Genomic DNA, 24537 nt, shown 5'->3' with positions numbered 1-24537 from the left:
CCCGCCTAGGGGTGGCTGTGTTCCCGCGCCGCAGCCGCCAGCCGGCTGCGCACGAAGCCGACGTGCTCCCGCAGCACATAAAACGCATCCGCATAAGCAAGCGGCATACGCAGCCGGTTTAGCGACGCCTCGATTTGATCCAGCTCAACGAATAGACGTTTTCGTTCCTCATCGGTCGAATCGGCGAGCGCGCCGCGTTCAATCGCAATCAGCGACCCGTAATAGCGATAGATGCGCGAGCGCACACGCCACCGGTACAGCGCCGGAATCAGCCGCATGGCGGGGAACAGCAGCACCGCCATCGGCAGCAGCAACACCAGCGTGCGATCGCCGATACTCGCCAGCCAGAACGGCAACGTGCGGTACAGAAAGCTCTTGCCGGTCTTGTAGTAGCGCTGTGCGTCGTCGCTGATCTGATACTCGCGTGCCACCGGATTCGGAAACTCTCCCGCGTGTTGCAACAGGCCCGGCATGCCATGCACTTCCTGCGCGGCTTCGATCAGCAGATCGGAGATCGCCGGATGCAGGCTCGTGCGCGCTACCAGCTCCACCGTCGGGCTGATCAGATGCACGGTTTCGGGCGGAATCCTGTGCTTCAGATCCAGCACGCCGGGCGGCAGATCGATCTCGTCCAGATACGGAAAGAGCCGCGTATAGGCGGCGGCCTCGTCGAAATCCATCACCGACACGCCGGGCACTTTCAGCAGGCGCAGCATCAGGCCGCGGGTGGCCGAGTCGCCGTTCAGGATCGCCGCGTCGACCTCGCCCGCCACCAGTTGGGTGGCGGCTTGCATGCCGTCGCTCGGCACCAGTACCGTGCTGCCGCCGGGTTCAATGCCGTTCGCGTCCAGCAGTTTGAGCGCCAGCATGCGCGTACCGCTGCCTTCGCGGCCCACCGCGATCCGCTTTCCTTCCAGTTGTGAAAGCTCGGATATTCCCGAGCCGCGATAGAACACCACCACGGGAATGTAGAACACGCTGCCGAGCGACATCAGCGACGAGATGTCGGAGCCATCGGCAACGCCGCCCTGCACGAGCGCGACGTCGACATGCTGCTTCGGGTCCAGCAGACGCTGCAGGTTCTGCACCGAGCCGTCCGACTCCAGCACGTTCAGCTTGATGCCGTTGCGGGCGAGGATTTTCTTGTACTGCTCCGCGGCGACGACGAACGAGCTGTCGTGCGGACCCGCGCTCATCGTGATGGTCTTCGGCGGCGCCGGATCGATCAGCCACACGCCTAGCGTTACCAGCAGGATGATCAGCGCGGCCACGATCACATAAGACAGCGTGTGATCGCGCCACTCGGCGTGCGGATGATCGTCGGGAAACGACGGGGAAGGCGGGCGCTGCGCTTTCATGAACACTCCGTACCGGGAGCCGGGATGACGGCATTGTCCACTGTCTGCGGGGGGATTGCCGTCGGCAGTTTGCTCTATTGACCCGGTGGGCGAAAGAATCTGTCGGGCGGGCGAATGTTCGGCATAACGGCGGCTGGGACGGTCGGCAGGCGGGGGAGGCCATGGCATAATCCGCGACAGCTTCTCATCGTGTCGCCGGGCGTATCTTGAGTCGTTTCTATCGGAAGATCGGCAGTTGGCTGGGATTGTTGGCGATCCTGATGGCCACGCTCGCGCCGACGATCTCGCATACGCTCGCCGCTCGCGACGCAGCGGCAGGCGGAATGCCCGAGCATTGCATGATGCCGTCGATGGACTCGATGGACTCGATGGACTCGATGGCGTCGATGCCGATGGACTCGATGGCTTCAATGCATGCGATGCCCTCCATGCAACAAGATCCCGCCGCCGCCAGCACCCCGACCGACTCCACCAGCAAACACCCCCAGCACACGTCGATGTCCGACGGCGACGCCTGCGGTTACTGCAGCCTGCTCGCTCACATGCCCGCCGTGCCGAGCGTCGAGACGCTCTTCACGGTCGCCGTACGGGCTCGCCAGCACACCATCGCCACCCGCTTCGAGAGCGTTCGCCGCGTCGAGCCGCTCACCTTCGCGCAACCTCGCGCCCCGCCGGTCAACGCCTGATTCAAGTCATCACGTCGCGATGCCATGAAGTGCAGCGCGACGGCCGCCGCACGTCGGTTAGACGCTGCGCGCCGGCCTCGTCACGACCCATGAAACAGGATCAACCATGCTGACCCCCACCACGCGCAACGGCCGCCCGCTGCGCGCCGCGTCGCTCATTGCGGCCGCCGCGAGCGTTCTGCTCGGCGCACCTTCGCTAGCCCACGCCCACGCCATTGCCGGCGACCGCATCTTTCCGGCGACGATGGCCGTCGACGATCCCGGCGTCGGCGACGAAGCCGACTTCCAGTACGGCCATCAACGCGTGCCCGGCGACAACGGCGATCAGAGCATCAACACCTTCAACGTCGAGTACGACAAGCTGATCACGCCGCGGCTTGCGGTGTCCGTCAACGGCAGTTACGTGATGCAGAACAATCCGACGGCGCGCGGCTTCGACAACTTCGGCGTCGGCCTGAAGTACATGCTGTACGTCAACGACGCGCACGAGTTCATGACCTCGGTCGGCGTGGATGCCGACCTTGGCGGCACCGGCAGCCGCGCGATCGGCGACAGCTTCTCGACCATTTCGCCGACGATCTACGCAGGCAAAGGCATGGGCGATCTGCCCGACGCGCTGGCGTATCTGCGTCCGATCGCGATCACTGGCGAAGCGGGCCCGGCGCTCACCACCGGCGCGGGCCAGCCGAACGCGTTCAACTACGGCTTCACGTTCCAGTACAGCCTGCCGTACCTGCAGCAGCACGTGCACGACGTCGGCTTGCCGCAGCCGCTGTCGAACCTGATTCCGCTGGTGGAAGTCCCGCTGTCGCGCAGCCAGGGGCAAACCACCGGCACGGTCAATCCGGGCTTTATCTGGATCAACCGTTACGGTCAGTTCGGCGTGGAAGCGCAGATTCCAATCAATCGCGCCAGCGGATCGCACGTGGGCATTCTGGTTCAGGCCCATGTGTTTCTCGACGACGTTGCGCCGACCACGATCGGCAAACCGCTGTTTCAGTAACCTCGGCAACCTCGATAACTTCAGTCACGCAGGAGAAGCACGATGAAAAACGATCGGCTGGCAAGTCTGCACACAACCGCGAAACTGACCACGTTCGTGGCCTGCCTCGTGTTCGCAAGCGCCGCGTTCGCGCATGTATTTCCGCAGAAGCAGGAACCGGGAGCGGGCGCGACGGTGGCGTCGCCCGCGCAGGTGCGGGTGATTTTCGATGGCCCGCTGGAACCGGCCTTCAGTTCGCTGACAGTCACCGACGCGGCCGGCAAGCAGGTCAACACGGAGAAGTCCGCGGTCGACGCGCAGCAGGCCGCCGCGATCGCCGTGCCGCTGCCGGCGCTCGCGGCGGGTCGCTACACGGTGCACTGGGTGGCGGTGGCCGATGACGGCCATCGCACGCATGGCGATTACGGCTTCAATGTGAAGTAAGCACAAGCGGTAAAGCGCTGCGTGATCCATCGCCGTGGATGACGCAGCGCACGATAGCGCCGGGCATCGCGGGCGTGTGAAACGGTCTATTATCGAAAGCACGCGTGAAGCGGCTGGCTGTGCAACGCAACCGTCCTTCGCCGCCAGGGAGAAGAACCCATGAAGGAGCTCATCAAGGCGCTCGGTGCCGGGACACGCGGCCGGCAGCGTCGGCAGATCGTGTGGCTCTACGCGGCGCTTCTCGCATTCAATCTCGCGGCATGGGCCGCCGCCTTCGTGGCGTTTCGCGGCTATCCGCTGCTGATGGGTTCGTGTCTGCTGGCGTATTCGTTCGGCCTCAGGCATGCGGTGGACGCGGACCATATCGCCGCCATCGACAACGTCACCCGCAAGCTGATGCAGTCCGGCCAGCGTCCCGTCACGGTCGGGCTGATGTTCTCGCTCGGCCATTCCACCATCGTCGTGCTGGCGACGCTCGGCATTGCCGCGACCGCGATGGCCTTGCAAAGCCGCATGAGCGATTTCAAGGAAACCGGCGCGCTGATCGGCACGCTCGTCTCGACGTTTTTCCTGTTCGCAATCGCGCTGCTGAACCTGATCGTGCTGCGCTCGGTGCTGCGCGCGTTTCGCCGCGTGCAGCGCGGTGAACCCTATGTTGATGAAGATCTGGACATGCTGCTGGCCAATCGCGGTTTTCTCGCGCGACTCTTCCGGCCGCTGTTTCGCCTGATCACACGAAGCTGGCACATGTACCCGCTCGGCTTTCTGTTCGGCCTGGGTTTCGACACCGCGACCGAAGTCGGACTGCTCGGCATTTCCGCCGCCGGCGCCGCGCAGGGCATGTCGATCTGGTCGATCCTCGTGTTTCCGGTGCTGTTCACGGCGGGCATGACGCTGGTCGACACCACCGACGGCATCATGATGCTAGGCGCCTACGGCTGGGCCTTCGTGAAGCCGGTCCGCAAGCTTTACTACAACATCACGATCACGACGATCTCGGTGGCGGTGGCGCTGCTGGTGGGCGGTATCGAAGGGCTCGGCCTGCTGGCCGACAGGCTGCACCTGAGCGGCGGATTCTGGCAGGCGGTGGGCGTGCTCAACGACAACTTCGGCCTGGTCGGCTACGCGATCATTGGACTGTTTCTGGCGAGCTGGCTGCTGTCCGCGGCATTCTACAAATGGAAGCGATTCGAGGAACTGGAGATTCGCTCCTGAGTGAGCCGCAATTCGCAATTCGCGCTTCGCGATTCACGGCGCACGCACCTTCATGAATCCATTGCGAAAACTGGGTTATTTGGTAGCGCTGACCTATACTCAAAAGGTTTTTCGGGCTCATTGCGGTGAGCACCATTCGAACGAAAACATGCAGCAAAAACGATCTTTTAGCCGCTCCCACGCGGTAGTTTGACTGATCGCTTGCTGGACACGTGACTGCCGTGCGGCACTCGCCACGTATCTTTGTTTGCCCAAAAGAACGTGAACGCAGTGGAGACACATCATGGCAGAAGCAGACAACGTCCCCTATGGGCGCAAGACTCAGCACGCGCCCGCTCTCACCGAAGTGCACATCATCTGGATTACCGCGGGCCTCGGCTGCGACGGCGATTCGGTATCGATTACCGCGGCGACCCAGCCGAGTATCGAAGACGTGATTCTCGGCGCGATTCCCGGCTTGCCGAAAGTTCATCTGCACAATCCGGTACTGGCTTATGAAAACGGCGACGAGTTTCTCAAGCCGTTTCATCAGGCCGCGCGCGGCGAGCTGGAGAACTTCGTGCTGGTGATGGAAGGCTCGATTCCGAACGAGCGGATCAATCGCGAAGGCTATTGGGCCGCGTTGGGCACCGACCCCGATACGGGCGATCCGATCACGATTCCGCAGTGGCTCGACCGCCTGGCGCCGCGCGCGCTGGCGGTGGTCGGCGCGGGCACCTGCGCGACCTACGGCGGCATTCATGCGATGGAAGGCAATCCGACCGGCTGTATGGGTCTCGCCGATTATCTCGGCTGGGACTGGAAGTCGAAAGCGGGCCTGCCGATCGTGAATGTGCCGGGTTGTCCGGTGCAGCCGGACAACTTCATGGAGACGCTACTGTACCTGCTGTATCAACTCGCGGGCCTCGCGCCGATGATTCCGCTTGACGACGCGTTGCGCCCCAAGTGGCTGTTTTCCCGCACCGTCCACGACGGTTGCGATCGCGCCGGTTCGTATGAGCAGGCGATCTTCGCGAGCGAATACGGCAGCCCGAACTGCATCGTCAAACTCGGCTGCTGGGGGCCGGTCGTGCAGTGCAATGTGCCCAAACGCGGCTGGATGGCGGGGATCGGCGGCTGTCCGAACGTGGGCGGCATCTGCATCGGCTGCACCATGCCGGGCTTTCCCGACAAGTTCATGCCGTTCATGGACGAGCCTCCCGGTGCGGTGCTGTCGTCGAATCTCATCAAGACGTATGGCCCGCTGATTCGCAGTCTGCGCAAGCTGACCAACCACACGCTGAACGACGAGCCGAAATGGCGTCACAACGGCGCGAAACTCACCACCGGTTATCGCCGCTAAGGCGGCATTCGCGACTCGTCCGCATTCCAGCATGGTTCGCACCGTCAGCAGGGAGAAGGTCATGGCCGTCAGCACCGCACCTGAAGCAACCCACAGCACCCAGGCAGCGCCGGGCAAGCTGGTCGAAATGAACTGGGATCCGATTACGCGGATCGTCGGCAGTCTGGGGATTTACACCAGGATCGATTTTGCGAACCGCCGCGTGGCGGAGTGCTACAGCACGTCGTCGATCTTTCGTGGCTATAGCATTTTCATGAAGGGCAAGGACCCGCGCGACGCGCATTTCATTACGAGCCGCATCTGCGGAATCTGCGGCGACAATCACGCGACCTGTTCGGTCTACGCGCAGAACATGGCCTACGGCGTGAAGCCGCCCGCGATCGCCGAGTGGATCGTCAATCTCGGCGAAGCGGCCGAATATATGTTCGACCACAACATCTTCCAGGACAACCTGGTGGGCGTGGACTTCTGCGAGACGATGGTCAAGGAAACCAATCCGGGTGTCTGGGCCAAGGCGCAGAAAACGCCCGCGCCGCATGCGGACAAGCACGGTTATAAAACTATTGCCGACATCATGACGGCGCTCAATCCGTTCACCGGCGAGTTCTACCGCGAAACGCTGATGGTGAGCCGCTATACGCGCGAAATGTTCTGCCTGATGGAAGGCCGCCACGTCCACCCGTCGACGCTTTATCCCGGCGGCGTGGGCACGGTGCCGACCATTCAGCTCTTCACGGACTACATCACGCGGCTGATGAAGTACGTGGAGTTCATGAAGAAGGTCGTGCCGCTGCATGACGATCTGTTCGACTTCTTCTACGAAGCGCTGCCCGGTTACGAGGAAGTGGGCCGGCGCCGCGTGCTGCTCGGTTGCTGGGGTTCGTTCCAGGACCCGAACGTGTGCGACTACAACTACAACACCATGACGCAATGGGGCCGCGGCATGTTCGTGACGCCCGGCGTGGTGGTGGACGGCGAACTGGTGACCACGGACCTGGTCGACATCAACCTGAACATTCGCATTCTGCTCGGCAGCTCGTACTACGACGACTGGGATCACGAAGAGACCTTCGTCAAGAACGATCCGCTCGGCAATCCGGTGGACCGCAAGCATCCGTGGAATCAGACCACATTGCCGCATCCGCAGAAGCGCAAATTCGACGGCAACTACACGTGGGTCATGTCGCCGCGCTGGCTCGACAAACGCACTGGCGACCACCTCGCGCTCGACACCGGCGGCGGTCCGATCGCGCGGCTTTGGGCGACGGCGTTGGCTGGGCTCGTCGATATCGGCTATATCAAGGCGACGGGTCATAGCGTGAAAATCTATTTGCCGAAAACCGCGCTGAAGCCCGAAGTCGAATTCGAATGGAAGATTCCGAAGTGGAGCAATGCGCTCGAACGCGATCGCGCGCGAACCTATTTTCAGGCATATGCGGCGGCGGCCGCGCTGTATTTCGCCGAGCAGGCGCTCGCCGAATTGCACGCGGGCCGGACCCGCACGTTCAGCGATTTCACCGTGCCGGAAGAGGGTATCGGCTGCGGCTTTCATGAAGCGGTGCGCGGCGTGCTCTCGCATCACCTCGTGATTCGCGACGGCAAGATCGCCAACTACCATCCGTATCCGCCCACCCCGTGGAACGCCAATCCGCGCGATATCTACGGCACGCCCGGGCCCTATGAGGACGCGGTGCAGAACACGCCGATCTTCGAAGAGAACGGACCCGACAAGTTCAAGGGCATCGACATCATGCGCGCGGTGCGCAGCTTCGATCCGTGCCTGCCGTGCGGCGTGCACATGTATGTCGGCAACGGCAAGACGATCGACACCTCGCATTCGCCGACCTTCGGCGTGATGCAGGGAGCGCACAAGTGAGCGCACGGCTCGACGATCAGCGCGCGGTCGCCGCGCAGCAGCAGCGCATCGACGAACTGATCGCGAGGCTGGAAACGCTCGACGACCGTGAGGCGCGCGAGAGCGCTCAGGAATTGCTGCAGGTGGTGCTCGATCTGCATACGAACGGCCTCGCGCGGCTAATGGAAATCGTCGCGGCGGCCGGTGTGGTGGACGACGCGATGGTCGAAGCGTTCGAGCGCGACGCCGGGGTCTCGGCGTTGCTGTTGCTGCATGGTTTGCATCCGCGGGATCTGCCGACGCGGGCGTCGCGGGCAGTCGAAAAATTACGGCCGTTGCTCGGCGTGCAAGGCATTCAGATCGATTTGCTGGATGCGGCGGAAGAGGCGGTGCGCGTGCGCGTGGCGGGACGTTTGCAGGGCAAGCACAATTCCATCGGCGAATTGCAGCAGGAAATCGAGCGCGCCATTTTTGAAGCGGCGCCGGAGGCCATGCGCGTCGCTATCGAAGGCTTGCAGGACGTCAACGTGCATGAGTTGCGTTTCGTGCCGAAGCATTCCGAGCACAGCGAACATGCTGAGCCCAGCGAACATACCGAGCGCAGCGGGCAGGCCGACCGCACCGTGCATCCCGAGCCAACCCGCCGGACCGAGGCCAGCGCGCCATGACACCCGCCGCCGCATCGCCAACGCACGGTTGGGTCGCGGGCCTGCGGCGTTTCGTGCGCCGTGCCGACGACGTGCAGTGCGAGCTATGCGGCGCGTTGTTGCTCGCCGATCATCCGCATCTATTCGAAACCGCCAAACGGCAGCTTTATTGTTGCTGCCGGGCGTGCGCGCTGCTGTTCGGCAATCAGCAGAACACGCGCTATCGTCCGGTGCCGCGCGACGCGCAATGGCTCACGGGCTTTCGCATGAGCGACGCACAGTGGGGCGCGCTGGCGATTCCGATCGACATTGCGTTCTTCTTTCACGACAGTTCGGCGCAACGCGTCGTAGCGCTGTATCCGGGACCGGCCGGCGGCACGCAATCGCTGCTGCGACTAGATGCATGGGACGAACTCGTTGCCGACAATCCGTTGCTCGCGCAACTGGAGCCCGACGTCGAAGCGCTGCTGGTGAATCGCAGCGAAGGCGCGCGCGAGTACTTCCGTGTGCCGATCGACCAGTGTTACGCGCTGACCGGCGTGATTCGCGCGCGCTGGCGCGGCGTGTCGGGCGGTCGCCAGGCGTGGGACGCGATTCATCGTTTCTTTGCCGCGATAAAGAGCCATGGCCGCGTACCGGAGGGCTTGCTCCATGCCTGATCTCGGGTTCACGGTCGAGTCCGCCGAGGTGGCGCCGTTCGCCGCGGCGCCGCTCATCATGTTCAGGCTGCGGATTGCCGATACGTCGTCGCACACGGCGAGCGCCAAGTCCGCGCACGAAGCCGTCGCCAGCATCACGCTGCAATGCCAGATCCAGATCGAAGCCACCCGGCGCCGCTACACGCCGGCCGAGCAGTACGGACTCGAAGACCTGTTCGGCGCGCCGCCGCGCTGGGGCGATACCTTGCGCACGCTGCTGTGGACGCATACGTCCGTGGTCGTGCCGCCGTTCACTGGCGCATGCACGGTCGATCTACCCGTGCCGTGCAGCTACGACTTCAACGTCGCCGCCAGCAAATATTTCTATGGACTGGAGGACGGCGAGATTCCGTTGCTCCTGCAATTCAGCGGCACCGTGTTCTACCGCGAAGCCGACGGCGCGTTGCAGGCCGCGCCGATTCCGTGGCACAAGGACGCGGCGTTCCGTATGCCGGTGGCGTTGTGGCGCGACATGATGAGCCGTTACTACCCGAACGGCGCATGGTTGTCCCTGCACCGGGATGTGTTCGACCGCCTCGCGCGTTTCAGGACCCGGCGCGGTCTCACGAGTTGGGATCAGGCGGTGGCGAGCCTGCTCGACGGCCTCGAGGAGGACCTATCGTGAACGTGGTCGAGAGTGTCGTTCAGGCGGTGCTGTACGAAGGCTACCTGCTGTATCCGTACCGGCCGACTTCGGTGAAGAACCGGCAGCGCTGGACCTTCGGCGGCGTGTATCCGCGCGCCTATGCGGAGGCGTCCGGCAGCGATCCGTGGGTGACGCAGAGCGAGTGCCTGCTGCGCGGCGGCGAGCACACCCGCGTGGCGGTGCGCCCCGGTTTTCTGCAGGTGATCGACCGTACGGTGCTGGAAGCGGAGAACACGGCGGTGCGGCCGGAATCGGGCGAACCCACGTGGCGCACGGTGCCCGTGCTCGATATCGGCGAGCGCCGCTATACGCCGTGGCAGGAAGCGGCCGAGCGTCACATCGCCTTGCCGGTGCTGGTGCTCGGCGACTTGCTGAAAGCCCCAACAGAGATCGCTTTTTCGTTCGACGCCGCCTGCGATCTCGAACCGCTCGCGGACTCCCAGGGGACCTTGTGCGGCGCATTGCGTCGCACCCGCGCGGCGCTGCAAGGGCGGGTCGAACTGAGCGCGGCCAGCGTGAGCGCCGGGGTTTACCGATTAAAGACGCGCATCGTCAACGAAACGCCGCTCGACCGCGCCCGCGACCTGACGCGCGATGCCGCGTCGTTGTACGCGCTGGTGTCCTGCCACACCGTGCTCACGGTCGACGGCGGTACGTGGCTCTCGTCGATCGATCCGCCGGACGAGTTGGCGGCGTGCTCCGCCGCGTGCCGCAATATCGGCGTGTGGCCGGTGCTGGTGGGCGACGAGCAGCAGCCCGACACGATGCTCGCGTCGCCGATCATCCTCTACGACTTCCCGCAGATCGCGCCGGAAAGCGCCGGCGATCTGTTCGACGCGACCGAGATCGACGAGATTCTCACGCTGCGCATTCTGACCATGACGGATGACGAAAAGCGCGAAATGATCGCGACCGACGAACGCGCGCGCGCGTTGCTGACGCGCACCGAAGGCCTCGGCGCCGAGCAGATGCAGAAGCTGCACGGCACGCTGCGTCAGGTTCGCCAGGTGCGCTCGTTCGACGCCGCGAGCGTGAGCGTGCCGGTTTTCACGGCACCGCAAGATGCCGCGCTGCCGGTCTCGCCGTGGGCCGAACTCGACGCGCGGCCGCATCTTGCCTGCGTGCGGGTGGCGGGCGTGGAGATTCGCATCGGCGATCAGGTGCGCCTGCGGCCGCGTGGCCGTGCCGACATCTTCGATATCGCGCTGAGCGGCATGGTCGCGACGATCGAATCGATCGAACGCGATTTCGACGATCACGTGCATGTGGCGGTCACGATCGACGACGATCCCGGTAAGGACTTCGGCATGCAACGCATGCCGGGGCATCGCTTCTTTTTCGGCCCGGACGAGATCGAGCCGCTGACGCCGGTGAAGACCGTGAAGCCGCTCAAGTCGCTTAAGTCGCTGAAGTCGCTGAAGTCGCTGAAGTCGCTGAAGCCGCTGAAGCTGCAGAAACCCACCTCCAACGGCCGGCGAGGTCTCGCATGAGCGCGATTCTGGTGGCCGGCATCGGCAACGTGTTTCTCGGCGACGACGGCTTTGGCGTCGAAGTCGTGCGGCGTCTGCGGGAGCGATTGGACGCGGGCGAATGGCCGACGCTCGCGAGCGACGTGAGCGTCGTGGATTTCGGCATTCGCGGCATCGATCTTTGCTATGCGCTGCTCGACGGCGTGGACAGCGCGATCCTGATCGACGCGACGCAGCGCGGCGGCGCGCCCGGCACGCTGTACGTGATCGAGCCGTCCGAAGCAGACCGTGGCGGCGTAAGCGGCGTAAGCGGTGGCGGCGTTGGCGGCGTTGGCGATCCGTATGCAACGCCTGTGCTGATGTCGCCGCATGAGATGGACCCGGTCAAGGTGCTGCAAACGGTGCGGATGCTGGGCGGCGGCTGCGAGGACATCGTCGTGCTCGGTTGCGAGCCGCAGGACTTCGGCTGCGAAAACGGAGAGCAGGGGCGTATGGGTTTGAGTCACGCGGTAGCGCAAGCAGTCGAGCCCGCGGCGGAAGCGGTGGTACGGCTCGTGATGGCGAGATTGGAGCGACACGCAGCGCTTGCGAGCTGATGAATACGCCAGTGAACAGGCGCTGAAGTAACCGGAGTGGGAGACGTCATGAAAGGCTTGCTGAAATACCTGTTGTTGCCGGCGTTGGTGGTCGGCGTGCTGGCGAATATGAAGGACATCAAGCGCTATATCCGCATCCGCAACATGTAGACGATAGCTGCCGGGGAGGTGGCGATGAGCACACATGCACAGCCTGCTGGACCCAGTTCAACCCAGCTTCCGCCGTTGAGCGGGCCGCCGGGGGAAGAAATCCGCGTGCGCGGGCTGGTGCAGGGCGTCGGCTTCCGGCCTACCGTGTGGCGGATCGCGCACGCTTGCGGCGTGGTCGGCGACGTGCGCAACGACAGCGACGGCGTGCTGATTCACGCGTGGGGCGACGCGTGGACGCTGCAGCGGTTCATCGAAAGTCTGAGCACCGAGTGCCCGCCGCTTGCGCGTATCGACGCGATCGAGCGGCATCAACTGAACGAGGCGGCCGAGGCGAGCGACTTCCGGATCGTGCCGAGCGAGGGTGGTCCGGTTCACACCGGCGTGACGCCGGACGCGGTGGTGTGCGCCGACTGCGCGGCGGATATCGCGGACCCGGCCAACCGCCGCTACCGTTATCCGTTCACCAACTGCACGCATTGCGGGCCGCGTCTGTCGATCGTGCAGGCCATTCCGTACGATCGCGCCAACACCACGATGGCCGCATTCGCGATGTGCGACGCGTGCCGCGCGGAATACGACGATCCCGCCGACCGACGCTTTCACGCGCAGCCGGTGGCCTGCCCGGCGTGCGGTCCGCGCGTCTGGCTGGAAACGCGCGACGGCGGCCGCCGCGTCGAAGGCGACGATCCGTGCCGCGCGGCCAGTCTGCTGCTGCGGCACGGCTCGATCGTCGCGATCAAAGGGTTAGGCGGGTTTCAACTGGCCTGCGACGCCGCCGACGAAGTCGCCGTCGCACGTTTGCGGCGCCTCAAACGCCGCGAGCGCAAACCGTTCGCGCTGATGGCGCGCGACCTGCAAGCCGTGCGCCGCTATTGCACGCTCAACCAGACCGAACGCGAACTGCTGGCGAATGCCGCTGGCCCGATCGTGATCCTGCGCGCCAATGGCCCCGAATGCGTTGCGGCGAGCGTCGCGCCGGGTGTCGGCACGCTCGGCTTCATGCTGCCGTCCACGCCGCTGCACCGTTTGCTGATGGAATCGCTCGAGGGCGCGCTGGTGGTGACGAGCGGCAACACCAGCGACGAGCCGCCCTGTGTCGACAATGCCAATGCACGCGCGCGTCTCGGCCGTATCGCCGATGTCTTTCTGATGCATGATCGCGACATCGCCAGACGGGTCGACGATTCGGTCGCGCGGGTGGTGCAGGGGACGCCGCGCATGGTGCGCCGCGCGCGCGGCTACGCGCCCACGCCGCTGCTCTTGCCCGAAGGTTTCGCCGACATGCCCGCCGTGCTGGCGATGGGCGGCGAACTGAAGAACACCTTCTGCGTGGCGCGCGACACGCAGGCGATCGTCTCGCATCATCTCGGCGATCTGGCCGACGCGTTGACGTATGCGGACTATCGCCGCGCGATCGCCCAGTATCTGCGCCTGTTCGACCATGAGCCGGAAGTCATCGCGCTCGATTCTCACCCCGAGTACCTGTCGCGCAAGATCGGCTACGAGCTCGCGCAAGCCATGCAGGTTCCGGTGGTCGAGGTGCAGCATCATCACGCGCATCTGGTGGCCTGTATGGCCGAAAACGGCGTGCCGTTCGACGCGTTGCCGATGCTCGGCGTCGCGCTCGACGGTCTCGGTTACGGCGACGACGGCACGTTGTGGGGCGGCGAATTCATGCTGGCGGATTACCGCGGCTACACGCGCCTCGGCCGCCTCAAACCGGTGGCGATGCCGGGCGGCACGCGCGCGATCGACGAGCCGTGGCGCAACGCGTACGCGCAGTTGCGCGCGGCCTTCGACTGGCAAGGTCTGACACGGCAATACGGCGGCCTCGATATCGTGCGGTTCCTGAGCCGCCGTCCCCGCGCCGCGCTCGATACGATGATCGCGCAGCGCGTGAACAGCCCGCCATCGAGTTCCGCGGGGCGCCTGTTCGACGCTGTGGCGGCTACCGTGGGGATCTGTCGCGAGCGCGTGCTTTACGAAGGTCAGGCCGCGATCGAACTGGAGGCGCTGGTCGATCCGCGCGCGCTGCGCGACGACAGCGACGCTCATGCGTACCCGTTCGAAATCGTCAGCACCGCGCCGGACGGTTTGCGCTGCATCGAGCCGCGCTCCATGTGGGAAGCGCTGCTCGACGATCTGCTGCGCGGCGTGCCGGCGCCGCTGATCGCGGTACGTTTTCACAAGGGTCTTGCCATCGCGATCGAACGGATGGTGGAAGGTCTGGCCGATCTGCTGAGCGGTCCCGCGGATACCCGCAGCGTCGCGCTGTCAGGCGGCGTGTTCCAGAATCGCGTGCTGTTCGAGCAGGTCGTGACGCGCCTCGACGCGGCCGGGTTTCGGGTGCTCACGCATCGGCAGATGCCGGCTAACGACGGTGGCTTATCGCTTGGGCAGGCGGTCGTGGCGGCGGCGCGAGGGCGTTGAATCGCGTTGAATCGCGCTGGCGGGATGCTGCATGAGCGCGCTAAGGGGAGAAGGACATGTGCTTGGGAATCCCAGGGCAGATCGTCGAAGTGACGGACGCGGCGAACGATCTTGCGCTCGTGAATGTGGGCGGCGTGCGGCGCGTGATCAACATCGCCTTCGTGATCGACGATAACCGGCCCGCCAGTGCCTGTGTCGGCGAGTGGGTGCTGGTGCATGTCGGTTTTGCAATGAGCCGGCTCGACGAGCAGGAAGCGGCCCGCACGCTCGCGTTACTGCACGAGCTGGGCGTCGCGCAAGGCGAGATGGATGAGATGGACGAGATGAATCAGACGGACGAGTTCCGCACCGAAGGGAGTCGCGCGCCATGAAATACGTCGACGAGTTTCGCGATCCGGATAAAGCCCGGACGCTGGCGAGAGAGATCCGCGCGCTGGTGTCGCGCATCGAGCGCGTGAAGCAGCGGCCGCTGCAGATCATGGAAGTGTGCGGCGGCCATACCCATACGATTTTTCGCTATGGCATCCAGCAACTGCTGCCCGACACGGTGGAATTCGTGCATGGCCCCGGTTGTCCGGTGTGCGTGCTGCCGATCGGCCGAGTGGATGACTGCGTGGCGCTGGCCGAGCGGCCCGAGGTGATTTTCACGACCTTCGGCGACGCGATGCGCGTGCCCGGTTCGAAGAAGAGCCTGCTCAAAGCAAAGGCCGACGGCGCCGATGTGCGGATGGTCTATTCGCCGCTGGATGCGCTGAAAATCGCGCAACTCAATCCGGACCGCGAGGTGATCTTCTTCGGTCTCGGCTTCGAGACGACCATGCCGAGCACCGCGATGACCGTGTTGCAGGCGCACGCGCGCAAGATCACGAATTTCTCGCTGTTCTGCAATCACATCACGATCATTCCGACCATCAAGGCGATTCTCGATGCGCCGGATTTGCAGCTCGACGGTTTTCTCGGACCGGGACACGTCAGCATGGTGATCGGTACGCGACCCTACGATTTCATTGCTCGCGAGTATCGCAAGCCGATTACGGTGGCGGGCTTCGAACCGCTCGACGTCCTGCAATCCATGTGGATGGTGATCCGGCAGATTGCCGAGGGCCGTTGCGAGGTCGAGAATCAATACGGCCGGATCGTGCCGGAGGACGGCAATGCGCAGGCGTTGTCGGCGGTGAATCAGGTGTTCGAGACACGCGAGTTCTTCGAGTGGCGTGGGCTTGGGTCGATCGATCGTTCGGGTGTCAGGGTGCGCGAGGCGTTCGCGGGCTTCGACGCGGAGCGCAAGTTCGCGATGCCGAATCTGAGCGTGGCCGATCCGAAGGCGTGTCAATGCGGCGAAGTGCTGAAGGGCTTGATCCGGCCGCATCAATGCAAGGTGTTCGGCACCGCGTGCACGCCGGAGTCGCCGCTCGGGGCGCTGATGGTGTCGAGCGAAGGCGCTTGCGCGGCGTATTACAACTACGGGCGTATCGATGTGTCGGCGATCGAGGAACGGCGTCGTGCGCGGCAGGCGACTGCGGGCGAGATAGGCGAGGCGGCCGCTGCGTGCCTCGGTGCGAGCGCTGCGAGCACGGCGGAATGCGTCGGCGCAGGGGCCGCAAGCAACACCGTTAGCGCGATCGCGGAGCCTGTCTTGACGGCGGACACGCTGGCCGCTTCGATCGCGCGAGGCGCGTGATGAACGACCGGGTGGCTGTTTCCATTGAACCGGGCGAGCCGCGGCGCGTGCGTCAGCGGCGCCGCGTGAACGACGTCGCCGTCAATCTCGCGCACGGCAGCGGTGGACGCGCCATGCGCGATCTGATCGAAGACGTGTTCGTGTCGGCCTTCGACAATCCGACGCTGGCCGCGCTCGAAGATCAGGCGGTGTTCGCGCTGGCCGATCTCGCCACACGCGGCGACCGCCTCGCTTTTACGACCGACAGCTATGTCGTCGACCCGCTGTTCTTTCCCGGCGGCGACATCGGCACGCTCGCCGTATCGGGTACGGTCAACGATCTGGCGGTCTGCGGGGCCACGCCGCTGTATCTGTCGTGCGCGGTGGTAATCGAAGAAGGGCTCGCCGTCGACGTACTACGACGCGTCGCCGCGAGCATGCAACGGATCGCGCGCGAAGCCGGCGTCGCGATCGTCACGGGCGATACCAAAGTGGTGGAGCGGGGTTGCGCCGACAAGCTGTTCGTCAACACGGCGGGGATTGGCGTGGTGCGTCGCGACGTGTCGATTTCGGCGCGCAATGCGCGGCCCGGCGACGTGGTGATCGTCAACGGTTTTCTCGGCGATCATGGCGCCGCGATTCTGGTGGCGCGCCAGCAGCTTGCGCTCGACGCCGACATTGAAAGCGATTGTTGTCCCCTCAACGGACTGATCGCGACGATGCTCGACGCGTGCCCGCGAATCCACTGTTTGCGCGATGCGACGCGCGGCGGTGTCGCGACCGTGTTGAACGAGTTCGCGCAGAGCTCGCGCGTGAGGATACGGCTGGACGAAACCGCATTGCCGCTGCGCGAGCCGGTGCAGGGCGCGTGCGAAATTCTCGGTCTGGACCCGCTCTATCTGGCTAACGAAGGCAAGCTGGTCGCCGTGGTGCCCGCCGATGCCGCGCAGCAGGTGCTGACGGCGATGCGCGTGCATCCGGCCGGCCGCGAGGCGGCGGTGATCGGCACGGTCGAAGCGTGCGACGAAAGCGCGGAAGAAGGCCTCGTGGTGATGCAGACCACGTTCGGCGGGCAACGTATCGTCGATATGCTGGTGGGCGAGCAACTGCCGCGCATCTGCTGACGACACGCCGGGAGCGTCTCATGCACGAGTTGAGTATCGCCACCAGTGTCGTCGAGATTTGCGCGGAGCAGGCGCACGGTGCGCGCGTCAGACGGGTCACGCTGGAGATCGGGCAACTCTCGGCGGTGATGCCGGAGGCGATCCGCTTCTGTTTCGACGTGTGCGCGAAAGATACGGCGCTCGAAGGCGCCACGCTGGAGATCGTCGAAATTCCGGGGCAGGCGAAGTGCCTCGCCTGCGGCGCGACGCTCGTCGTCGACGTGCCGTTCGGACAGTGTGCGTGCGGTAGCGAGGATCTCGAGTTGATCGCCGGCCAGCAGTTGAAAATCCGGCAGATGGAGGTGGTGTGATGTGTACGACATGCGGGTGCTCGGAGACGGGGCGTGCGGCGGCCGTGACCGATCTGGATGCGCAGACGAAGCCGGCGGCGGTGGGGGCGGCTGGGGCGGTTGAGACGGTTTATCGGCGGGTGGATGAGGGGGCGCATGGGCATGCTCATCCGCACGCTCACGCGCATGAGCATCCGCACACGCATCCTCACGAACACGATCATGAGCACACGCACGAGCACGACCACACGCACGACCACACGCCGCATCGCCACGACGAACACGGCGCGACGATCACCCTGGAGCAGGGCATCCTGGCGAAAAACCAGCTACTGGCCGAACGCAATCGCGGCTGGCTGGCGGGCCGTTCGATCGTGGCGCTCAACCTGATGAGCTCTCCCGGTTCGGGCAAAACCACGCTGCTCGAACGGACGATCCGCGAGCTGGGCGACACGTTGCCGATGTCGGTTATCGAAGGCGATCAGGCCACGCTCAACGACGCCGAGCGGATTCGCGCGACCGGCGCCCGCGTGGTGCAGATCAACACGGGGACGGGATGCCATCTGGACGCCGCCATGGCCGCGCGGGCACTGACGCAACTCGACCCGCCGTTGCATTCGGTCGTGATGATCGAGAACGTCGGCAATCTGGTGTGCCCGGCGCTGTTCGATCTCGGCGAAGCCGCCAAGGTGCTGATTCTGTCGGTGACGGAAGGCGAGGACAAGCCGGTCAAATACCCGCACATGTTCCAGGCCTGTTCGTTACTGCTGTTGAACAAGATTGATCTGTTACGGCACCTGCGGTTCGATGTCGAGCGTTGCATCGACTACGCCAGACGCGTCAATCCGCGCATGCGGATTCTTCAGGTGTCGGCGCAGACGGGCGAGGGCATGGACGGATGGTACGGCTGGCTGCGCACGCTGACGGCGGACGCCGCGCCGCATGCCGCCGCGCGCTGAAAACGCGGCGCGTCAGGTCGTTGGGGCAGGTCTTCGAGTCAGCTCTTTTTGAACAGTTCTCGTGCGAGCGAGCACAGCAGCGTGGTCGCCGGCGATTCATCCTGCAAACGGCGGCTCATGATGATCGGCGAGACCACGTTGGCCGCCGGAATCGGCCGGTACACCACGCCATGCGCGCGCAAGCCTTCCACGCTTTCCGGCACGAGACACACGCCCACCTGCGCGGCCACCAGACCCAACGCGGTCTGCAATTCCCGTACTTCGTGAATCGCTTTCGGCTCCAGCGCATGATCGTGCAGCGCGGAGAGTTGCTGGTCCGCGTAGCTCGGCCGCGGCGTACTCGGATAGACGATCAAGGTTTCCGCCGCGAGCGCGGCCAGCGTCACGGCCTTCTTCTGCTTCGCGAGCGGATGGCCTTGCGGCAACGCGGCGATCATCCGTTCTTCGACGAGCACCTCGCGCGCCAGTTGCGCGTCATCGAAACGCAGGCGGCCGAAGCCCACATCGATCCGGCCACCCTTGAGCGCGCCGAGCTGTTCGATCGTAAACATCTCGATCAGCGACAGCTCGATCTGCGGCGCGGCCTCGCGAAACGCGCGGATCACGGCGGGTAGCGCGCCGTAGAGCGTCGACGGCACGAAGCCGATCACGATACGTTCGGCCAGTTGCGCGAGACGCCGGGTGAGCGGCGCGAGTTCGTCGGCATCGTCGATCAGGCGCCTGGCCTGCGCGTAGAAAATCCGCCCGGCTTCCGTGAGCCGCAACGGCCGCGCGCCGCGTTCGAACAGTGGCAAGCCGACGCTTTCCTCGATCTGCTGGATCTGGCGGCTCAGCGGCGGCTGCGTCATATGCAGACGATTCGCCGCCCGCGTGATGTTCATTTCTTCCGCGACCGCGATGAAGTAACGCAGTTGACGAAGTTCCATGCAAATCCCTGAGGGAGAGGTGCGCTGATCGATTGCCGCGGTTTGTTACGCAATTTGCCACGCGGTTTGCCACGCAGATTCTCGCGCGGCGCGGGCGGCGGTTGCCTTCAGCCGGCTTTGCGACCCGCCGCAAAACGTCGCCTGGCCGGCATCGGGACGAGCCTTCTGAAACGTTCCCGCTTGTGTTCTTCTTCGAAGTGGCTCAACGACGGCTTCACCAGGTCGCTGCGCGACACGATGCCCACGAGGCGCAGCGTCTTGCCGTCGGCCACCACGGGCAGCCGTTCGAGTCCCTGCACGGCCAGCCGCGTGGCGACGAGCCGGCAGGTTTCGGACGACAACGCAAAGACCGGCGCCGTTTGAGCGAACACGTCGGCGAGTGTCGCCGCGCGTGCAAGAGCTTCATCGTCGCGACAGAAGCGGTCGAGTGTTGCCCGGTCGGCCACACCGATCACCGCGCCGTCGCGTGTGACCGGATAAGCGCGACGCAACTGGCCGGCGCCGAAATACGCGTTCAGTGCCGCGCCGACCGTCATGGTGGCATCGATCGAGTCGACGGTGGCCGTCATGACCTCGTCGACGTAATGACGTTCGAGCGGATCGACGCCGTACTCGCGATAGATGTGATACCCGCGCCGGGCGATTTTCTCCGTCATGATCGAACGGCGCATGACCACCGTCGAAAAGCCATGCGCGATCAGCGTGGCCGTCAACAGCGGCAGCAGCGCATTGCTGTCATGAGTCAGGCCGAAAGCGAACACGATCGCCGTCAACGGTGCACCGAGCGTCGCGCCCAGCGTGGCCGCCATGCAGACGAGCGGCCACAGCGCCGGCTGGTTGCCCGGCAGCCAGTGCGACAGCACCGTGCCGAGGCCGGCGCCGAGCATCAATAGCGGCGCGAGCACGCCGCCGGAAGTGCCGGAGCCGAGCGCGACGACCCACATCACCGCCTTCACGGCGAGCAGCAGCAGGGCGATTTGCAATGCGATGTGCTGATGCAGCAGGTCGCCGATCACGTCGTAACCGACACCGAGCGCACGCGGTTCGAGCCAGCCGCCGATACCGACGACGATCCCACCGAGCGCGGGCCACCACATCCAGTGAACCGGCAGCTTGCCGAACAGATCTTCGGTCTTGTACAACGCCGCGGAAAGTCCGGACGCGAGCGCGCCCGACAGCAGGCCGGCAATCACGCAGGACAGCAGCGCCCAGCTATCCGGCACAGCAGTTTCAAGCGGAAAGAGCGGGCCCGCGCCGAAGCACAGCGCGCGAGCGAAACCGGCCACCGCGCAGGCGATCGCCACCGGCAGGAAGCTGCGTGGCCGCCATTCGAACAGCAACAGTTCGACCGCCAGCAGCACGGCCGCTACGGGTGTGCCGAACACGGCGGTCATGCCGGCCGCGGCGCCGGCAACCAGCAGCGTCTTGCGCTCCGCCGCGGTGACCTTCACGCATTGCGCGATCAGCGAGCCGAGTGCGCCGCCGGTCATGATGATCGGGCCTTCCGCACCGAACGGCCCGCCGCTGCCGATCACGATACCGGACGACAACGGCTTGAGCAGCGCCACTTTCGGCGACATGCGGCTCTTGCCGAACAGGATGGCTTCGATCGCCTCCGGAATACCGTGGCCGCGAATTTTCTCGGAACCGTAACGCGCGATCAGACCGACGATCAGACCGCCCACCGCCGGCACGCCGATCACCCAAAGACCGAGCGTATTTCCAGCCGGCGAGCGTTCGACGAACGACAGCGTGCCGAAGAAGAACAGATTGGTGAACAGGCGAATCAGATTCAGCAGGGCGTACGCCGCGAGCGTACTGACCGCGCCGATGCACGCGGCCAACGCAAAAATGCCGGGCAGCCGCGCGTTGGCTGCAAAATCGCGCTTGTGTGAGGCTGTGCTCATGATTACTCGTAGTCGATCTGTGGAACCTGGAACGCGCCCTGCAGCGATTTCAACTCCGCCCGGTGCAATTCCGCCAGTCGCGCCAGCACCCGTTCACCGGCTTTCTCGAGATGCACTTCCACCTGGCGGCGATCGGTTTCGCTGACCTGGCGGCGCACCAGATTGAGCGCTTCGCAACGCGACACCAGCGCGACCACGCCGTGATGTTGCGACTGCAAGCGTTCCGCCAGTTCGCCGACGCTCGCCCAGTCGCGCTCCGGATAGCCCTTGATATGCAGCAGCAGCAGATACTGCAGCGGCGTGATGCCTTCGCTCTGCGCGGCCTGTTCGGAGAAGCGTTCAAAGCGGCGCATCTGGTAGCGAAACTCCGACAGTTGCTCGAAGTCGGTTTTTTTCAAGCCGTTAGTGCGTGCTTTCATGGCGTGTCTGCTGGTCGGAATTCGTATCACGAGATGATGCAATGGCTTGCGCGGGCGCTCGGTTAGCGCTTTGCATGCTTTGGGCGTTGCCTTTGGAACCGCGCGACATGGCCTGAAGTTCCACTTCATGCAGCAGCGCTTCGAGATCGTCCGGGTCGATGTCCAGCATTTCGCTGCGACGCTTCAGCACCGCTTCGAAATCCGCGCGGGTAAAGCCGGCGTGCGGCGGTTCGCCAACGGCGTTGCCGGTCGCGGCGCGGCCTGGCCGGTGCGCGTGCGGGTAGCGGTGGCCGGTCGCGGCGTGATAAACCAGCGCCGCCGCCAGCAGCGCGGCCGACTGGATCGCTATTGGCTCCAGCACGAAGCGGTAGCCCAGCGCGTGAATGGCGGGGCCGCCCAGCACTGCCGTCAACGCCACCGCGCCCGACGGCGGGTGAACGCAGCGCAGCGCGAACATGCCGCAGATCGACAGCGCGACGGCCAACGCGGCGGCGAGCGTCGGGTCGCCGATCAGGCTGGCGCAGGTCACACCGATTGCGGCAGAAACGAGATTGCCGCCGATCAGCGACCAGGGCTGCGCCAGCGGGCTCGCGGGCACGGCGAACAGCAGCACGGCGGAGGCGCCCATTGGCGCGACCAGCAACGGAATATTCGCCGTGGGCCCGAGCAGCAGGCGCATGGAGCCGCTGGTGAAAGCGATGCCGATCAGCGCGCCGAGACAGGAACGCACGCGCTCCTGCCATCGCACGGAAACCGGTGCGGGGATAAAACGGGCCAGCCAGCGAAGCGCGACGGAATGGAACACGGTGTAGGGACGAGCGAGGTTGAAGACGATGCCGGGCGCGAAATTGCCGAAGAAAACCCGGCAACGCGAAGGCGCGGTGGCCGCAATTATATGTCAATGTGATATAAATTGCTGGCGGGCCTGTCGTGGCCTTTATTGGCCACTAAGCAGCGGCCTGGCGTTTCGCGAAGGGCGAGCCGTTGGCCCATCTATCACAACATGATCTATATGCGCGCTTGCCGGGCGCCGTCGCACGCGCCCGAATTCGACCGCTACACCCGCGACATTGACACCTTATTGCGCCCGCTCGCTTTGGCGTCATAGAGCGCTTCGTCCGCGGCTTTGATCACGGCGGTCACTTCGTCGTCGCGCTGGGGCTCGCAACTGACCGCACCGATACTCGCGGTCACGCGTCCATATTCGCTGCCGGCGTGTTCGATCGCGCATTCGGAAATGGCGTTGCGAATCCGTTCCGCGATTTCCGTTGCGCCTTCCGCCGGCGTATCGGGCAACACGACGATAAATTCCTCGCCGCCGTAACGCGCGGCGGTATCCGCCGGCCGCCGGATGCTGTCGGTAATGCAGCGCGCCACGGCGGCTAGCGCATCGTCGCCGGCCTGGTGGCCGTAGGTATCGTTGTACGACTTGAACCGGTCGATATCGACGAACAGCAGCGACACCATGCTGCGAGTGCGTTTCGCGCGGCGCCATTCCGTATCGAGAATCTCGCCGAGGCTGCGGCGATTGTTCAAACCCGTCAGACCGTCGGTTCGCGCCAGCAGGCGCAATTCCGACTCCGCGCGCATGCGCCGCCGCAACTGGATGCCGAGGAGCGAGGTCAAGCCGATAAACACCGAACCGAACACGACCATCAGCGACCCGATCGTCAGCGCGCGGCGGCGCCAGTTCGCGTAGATGTCATCTTCCGCGGCGGCGGCCATGATGATCATCGGCGTGTTGGGGAAATTCCTGAACCAGTAGAGGCGCCGAACCCCGTCGATCGACGCGGTGTCTTCGAAACTGCCTTCGTTGGCCGCCATGAAATGACGGAAGGTGCTGGCTTTGCGGATATCGCGGCCGATAATCTTGTAATCGTAAGGCTGTCGCATCACCATCACGCCGTCTTTGCCGATCAGCGACAGCGAACCGTGCGGCCCCAGCGAAAGCCCCGCGAACAGCGCGTGGAAATACTCGAGATTGACCGCCAGCAGCACGATGCCGCCGAACGAGCCGTCGGGATTCGAAATGCGCCGGGTCAGCGCGATACTCGGCGAACCGCCTCTCAGGCGCGACTCGTAAGGATCGCTGACGTACGTACCAACATTTGGGTTGTCGCGGTGAACGGTGAAGTATTTTCTGTCGGCGAAATTGCCGTGGCGCGGCACGTCGCCGCCGGAATCGATCACGATATTGGCCTTGGCATCGAGCACGAGGATCGAGCCCAGATATTTGGCGCTGGCAGCCCGGTCGAACAGCACCTCACGGCGCATTCTCGGCGACAGCGCCATGACCTCCGGGTCCTTGACGTTGTCGACCACGGCTTGCAGCGAGAGGTCGTAAAGCTCGAAATTGCGTTCTATGTCGCGTTCGGCGATCAACGCGATATCGCGCAAGGTTTCGCGGGTGTGATCGAGCGTGTCCTGGCGGCTCTGGTAAAGCACGATTCCGCATAACCCGACCATGACGATTGCGATCACCGCGCCGCATCCCGCAACGAGTAGCGACGACGACGCGAATTTCCGTGTGACGAGCCCCCGGAAGTTTGCAAGCAGATCGTTTTCCGTTTTTATCATCTTTATCGGACCACGCAAGCCCGGCTTTGGCGACGCCGGGTCGATCGTCAGGAGGACACCGTGGCGGCAGGCTCTGCCGGGCATCCCGCTTCGCTGATGCGGTGCTCATGGTATCAGG

The 24537-nt window shown here is 64.6% G+C and carries 23 protein-coding genes and 1 pseudogene; 18 read left to right on the top strand and 6 right to left on the bottom strand.

From position 1 onward, the window contains the following. Positions 1–5: 5 nt before the first annotated feature. On the bottom strand, positions 6–1358 hold the full coding sequence (locus FA94_RS00225) for a TAXI family TRAP transporter solute-binding subunit (RefSeq protein WP_035545722.1): 1353 nt from the start codon (positions 1356–1358) through the stop codon (positions 6–8). A gap of 206 nt (positions 1359–1564) precedes the next feature. Between FA94_RS00225 and FA94_RS00220 the strand changes: the two genes are divergently transcribed. The 18 genes from FA94_RS00220 to hypB all read left to right on the top strand — a co-directional run bounded on the left by FA94_RS00220 (position 1565) and on the right by hypB (position 18590). Further along, positions 1565–2044, top strand: a complete 480-nt coding sequence (locus tag FA94_RS00220) for a DUF2946 domain-containing protein (RefSeq protein WP_502690833.1) — start codon at positions 1565–1567, stop codon at positions 2042–2044. 106 nt (positions 2045–2150) lie between these two features. Further along, positions 2151–3047 (top strand): hypothetical protein, encoded by an 897-nt coding sequence (locus FA94_RS00215; protein ID WP_035545718.1) that lies wholly within the window; start codon positions 2151–2153, stop codon positions 3045–3047. A 42-nt stretch (positions 3048–3089) separates the two neighbouring features. After that, the gene (locus tag FA94_RS00210) at positions 3090–3470 is read left to right on the top strand and encodes a copper resistance CopC family protein (protein ID WP_051980235.1); all 381 of its coding nucleotides are present in this window, start codon (positions 3090–3092) and stop codon (positions 3468–3470) included. Between the two features lie 159 nt (positions 3471–3629). Then, positions 3630–4685, top strand: a complete 1056-nt coding sequence (locus FA94_RS00205) for a HoxN/HupN/NixA family nickel/cobalt transporter (protein WP_035545715.1) — start codon at positions 3630–3632, stop codon at positions 4683–4685. 283 nt (positions 4686–4968) lie between these two features. Further along, positions 4969–6027 carry an NADH-quinone oxidoreductase subunit B family protein gene (locus FA94_RS00200; RefSeq protein WP_035545712.1) on the top strand — a complete coding sequence of 353 codons (1059 nt, stop codon included), beginning with the start codon at positions 4969–4971 and terminating at the stop codon, positions 6025–6027. A gap of 61 nt (positions 6028–6088) precedes the next feature. Beyond that, positions 6089–7903, top strand: coding sequence for a nickel-dependent hydrogenase large subunit (locus tag FA94_RS00195; RefSeq protein WP_035545708.1), 1815 nt, complete (start codon positions 6089–6091; stop codon positions 7901–7903). After that, positions 7900–8550: a NifU-related iron-sulfur-binding protein gene (locus tag FA94_RS00190; RefSeq protein WP_051980233.1), complete on the top strand. Its 651-nt coding sequence runs from the start codon at positions 7900–7902 to the stop codon at positions 8548–8550. Before FA94_RS00195 ends, FA94_RS00190 begins: the two co-directional genes overlap by 4 nt. Further along, a complete protein-coding gene (locus tag FA94_RS00185) occupies positions 8547–9188 on the top strand; it encodes a DUF5947 family protein (protein ID WP_035545706.1) in 642 nt (213 codons plus the stop codon). Before FA94_RS00190 ends, FA94_RS00185 begins: the two co-directional genes overlap by 4 nt. Continuing rightward, the gene (locus tag FA94_RS00180) at positions 9181–9852 is read left to right on the top strand and encodes a DUF6084 family protein (protein ID WP_035545705.1); all 672 of its coding nucleotides are present in this window, start codon (positions 9181–9183) and stop codon (positions 9850–9852) included. The genes FA94_RS00185 and FA94_RS00180 overlap by 8 nt, the downstream gene beginning before the upstream one ends. Further along, complete coding sequence (locus FA94_RS00175) at positions 9849–11363, top strand: hypothetical protein (RefSeq protein ID WP_051980232.1); 1515 nt, start codon at positions 9849–9851, stop codon at positions 11361–11363. The genes FA94_RS00180 and FA94_RS00175 overlap by 4 nt, the downstream gene beginning before the upstream one ends. Next, positions 11360–11938, top strand: a complete 579-nt coding sequence (locus tag FA94_RS00170) for a hydrogenase maturation protease (protein WP_035545703.1) — start codon at positions 11360–11362, stop codon at positions 11936–11938. The genes FA94_RS00175 and FA94_RS00170 overlap by 4 nt, the downstream gene beginning before the upstream one ends. Positions 11939–11986: 48 nt before the next feature. Beyond that, positions 11987–12088 carry a DUF6893 family small protein gene (locus tag FA94_RS39970; protein WP_408304754.1) on the top strand — a complete coding sequence of 34 codons (102 nt, stop codon included), beginning with the start codon at positions 11987–11989 and terminating at the stop codon, positions 12086–12088. Between the two features lie 24 nt (positions 12089–12112). Further along, positions 12113–14518, top strand: a complete 2406-nt coding sequence (gene hypF / locus FA94_RS00165) for a carbamoyltransferase HypF (RefSeq protein ID WP_081935618.1) — start codon at positions 12113–12115, stop codon at positions 14516–14518. A gap of 56 nt (positions 14519–14574) precedes the next feature. Beyond that, positions 14575–14889, top strand: a complete 315-nt coding sequence (locus FA94_RS00160) for a HypC/HybG/HupF family hydrogenase formation chaperone (RefSeq protein WP_051980230.1) — start codon at positions 14575–14577, stop codon at positions 14887–14889. Then, a complete protein-coding gene (hypD, locus tag FA94_RS00155) occupies positions 14886–16199 on the top strand; it encodes a hydrogenase formation protein HypD (RefSeq protein ID WP_081935617.1) in 1314 nt (437 codons plus the stop codon). Before FA94_RS00160 ends, hypD begins: the two co-directional genes overlap by 4 nt. Next, positions 16199–17302 carry a hydrogenase expression/formation protein HypE gene (gene hypE, locus FA94_RS00150; RefSeq protein ID WP_051980228.1) on the top strand — a complete coding sequence of 368 codons (1104 nt, stop codon included), beginning with the start codon at positions 16199–16201 and terminating at the stop codon, positions 17300–17302. Before hypD ends, hypE begins: the two co-directional genes overlap by 1 nt. Positions 17303–17322: 20 nt before the next feature. Further along, positions 17323–17652, top strand: a complete 330-nt coding sequence (gene hypA, locus FA94_RS00145; RefSeq protein ID WP_035545697.1) for a hydrogenase maturation nickel metallochaperone HypA — start codon at positions 17323–17325, stop codon at positions 17650–17652. Then, on the top strand, positions 17652–18590 hold the full coding sequence (hypB, locus tag FA94_RS00140) for a hydrogenase nickel incorporation protein HypB (protein WP_035545695.1): 939 nt from the start codon (positions 17652–17654) through the stop codon (positions 18588–18590). The genes hypA and hypB overlap by 1 nt, the downstream gene beginning before the upstream one ends. A gap of 38 nt (positions 18591–18628) precedes the next feature. Here the strand turns inward: hypB and FA94_RS00135 are convergent, their stop codons facing one another. The 5 genes and pseudogenes from FA94_RS00135 to FA94_RS00115 all read right to left on the bottom strand — a co-directional run bounded on the left by FA94_RS00135 (position 18629) and on the right by FA94_RS00115 (position 24419). Further along, positions 18629–19516 (bottom strand): LysR family transcriptional regulator, encoded by an 888-nt coding sequence (locus FA94_RS00135; protein ID WP_035545692.1) that lies wholly within the window; start codon positions 19514–19516, stop codon positions 18629–18631. A 107-nt stretch (positions 19517–19623) separates the two neighbouring features. Further along, positions 19624–21423 carry a chloride channel protein gene (locus tag FA94_RS00130; protein WP_035545689.1) on the bottom strand — a complete coding sequence of 600 codons (1800 nt, stop codon included), beginning with the start codon at positions 21421–21423 and terminating at the stop codon, positions 19624–19626. Positions 21424–21425: 2 nt separating this feature from the next. Next, positions 21426–21842 carry a MarR family winged helix-turn-helix transcriptional regulator gene (locus FA94_RS00125; protein ID WP_035545687.1) on the bottom strand — a complete coding sequence of 139 codons (417 nt, stop codon included), beginning with the start codon at positions 21840–21842 and terminating at the stop codon, positions 21426–21428. A gap of 100 nt (positions 21843–21942) precedes the next feature. Further along, a pseudogene (locus FA94_RS00120) lies at positions 21943–22647 on the bottom strand (HPP family protein); the annotation flags it as partial. Positions 22648–22898: 251 nt separating this feature from the next. Beyond that, positions 22899–24419 (bottom strand): sensor domain-containing diguanylate cyclase, encoded by a 1521-nt coding sequence (locus FA94_RS00115; protein ID WP_035545685.1) that lies wholly within the window; start codon positions 24417–24419, stop codon positions 22899–22901. Positions 24420–24537 lie beyond the last annotated feature (118 nt).

The organism is Burkholderia sp. 9120 (genome assembly GCF_000745015.1).
Classification (GTDB): domain Bacteria; phylum Pseudomonadota; class Gammaproteobacteria; order Burkholderiales; family Burkholderiaceae; genus Paraburkholderia.
The sequence above is the reverse complement of the archived record's forward strand: the minus strand, read 5'-3'. Positions and strand labels throughout refer to the sequence as shown.

What these genes read in the sequence shown, in the direction of transcription:
- FA94_RS00130 (WP_035545689.1), bottom strand. Translation starts at nt 21,423, where the DNA reads ATGAGCACAGCCTCACACAAGCGCGATTTTGCAGCCAACGCGCGGCTG.
- FA94_RS00210 (WP_051980235.1), top strand. Translation starts at nt 3,090, where the DNA reads ATGAAAAACGATCGGCTGGCAAGTCTGCACACAACCGCGAAACTGACC.
- FA94_RS00180 (WP_035545705.1), top strand. Translation starts at nt 9,181, where the DNA reads ATGCCTGATCTCGGGTTCACGGTCGAGTCCGCCGAGGTGGCGCCGTTC.
- hypE (WP_051980228.1), top strand. Translation starts at nt 16,199, where the DNA reads ATGAACGACCGGGTGGCTGTTTCCATTGAACCGGGCGAGCCGCGGCGC.
- FA94_RS00215 (WP_035545718.1), top strand. Translation starts at nt 2,151, where the DNA reads ATGCTGACCCCCACCACGCGCAACGGCCGCCCGCTGCGCGCCGCGTCG.
- FA94_RS00185 (WP_035545706.1), top strand. Translation starts at nt 8,547, where the DNA reads ATGACACCCGCCGCCGCATCGCCAACGCACGGTTGGGTCGCGGGCCTG.
- hypB (WP_035545695.1), top strand. Translation starts at nt 17,652, where the DNA reads ATGTGTACGACATGCGGGTGCTCGGAGACGGGGCGTGCGGCGGCCGTG.
- FA94_RS00125 (WP_035545687.1), bottom strand. Translation starts at nt 21,842, where the DNA reads ATGAAAGCACGCACTAACGGCTTGAAAAAAACCGACTTCGAGCAACTG.
- FA94_RS00200 (WP_035545712.1), top strand. Translation starts at nt 4,969, where the DNA reads ATGGCAGAAGCAGACAACGTCCCCTATGGGCGCAAGACTCAGCACGCG.
- FA94_RS00205 (WP_035545715.1), top strand. Translation starts at nt 3,630, where the DNA reads ATGAAGGAGCTCATCAAGGCGCTCGGTGCCGGGACACGCGGCCGGCAG.
- hypD (WP_081935617.1), top strand. Translation starts at nt 14,886, where the DNA reads ATGAAATACGTCGACGAGTTTCGCGATCCGGATAAAGCCCGGACGCTG.
- FA94_RS00170 (WP_035545703.1), top strand. Translation starts at nt 11,360, where the DNA reads ATGAGCGCGATTCTGGTGGCCGGCATCGGCAACGTGTTTCTCGGCGAC.
- FA94_RS00160 (WP_051980230.1), top strand. Translation starts at nt 14,575, where the DNA reads ATGTGCTTGGGAATCCCAGGGCAGATCGTCGAAGTGACGGACGCGGCG.
- FA94_RS00135 (WP_035545692.1), bottom strand. Translation starts at nt 19,516, where the DNA reads ATGGAACTTCGTCAACTGCGTTACTTCATCGCGGTCGCGGAAGAAATG.
- FA94_RS00195 (WP_035545708.1), top strand. Translation starts at nt 6,089, where the DNA reads ATGGCCGTCAGCACCGCACCTGAAGCAACCCACAGCACCCAGGCAGCG.
- FA94_RS00225 (WP_035545722.1), bottom strand. Translation starts at nt 1,358, where the DNA reads ATGAAAGCGCAGCGCCCGCCTTCCCCGTCGTTTCCCGACGATCATCCG.
- FA94_RS39970 (WP_408304754.1), top strand. Translation starts at nt 11,987, where the DNA reads ATGAAAGGCTTGCTGAAATACCTGTTGTTGCCGGCGTTGGTGGTCGGC.
- FA94_RS00115 (WP_035545685.1), bottom strand. Translation starts at nt 24,419, where the DNA reads ATGATAAAAACGGAAAACGATCTGCTTGCAAACTTCCGGGGGCTCGTC.
- hypF (WP_081935618.1), top strand. Translation starts at nt 12,113, where the DNA reads ATGAGCACACATGCACAGCCTGCTGGACCCAGTTCAACCCAGCTTCCG.
- hypA (WP_035545697.1), top strand. Translation starts at nt 17,323, where the DNA reads ATGCACGAGTTGAGTATCGCCACCAGTGTCGTCGAGATTTGCGCGGAG.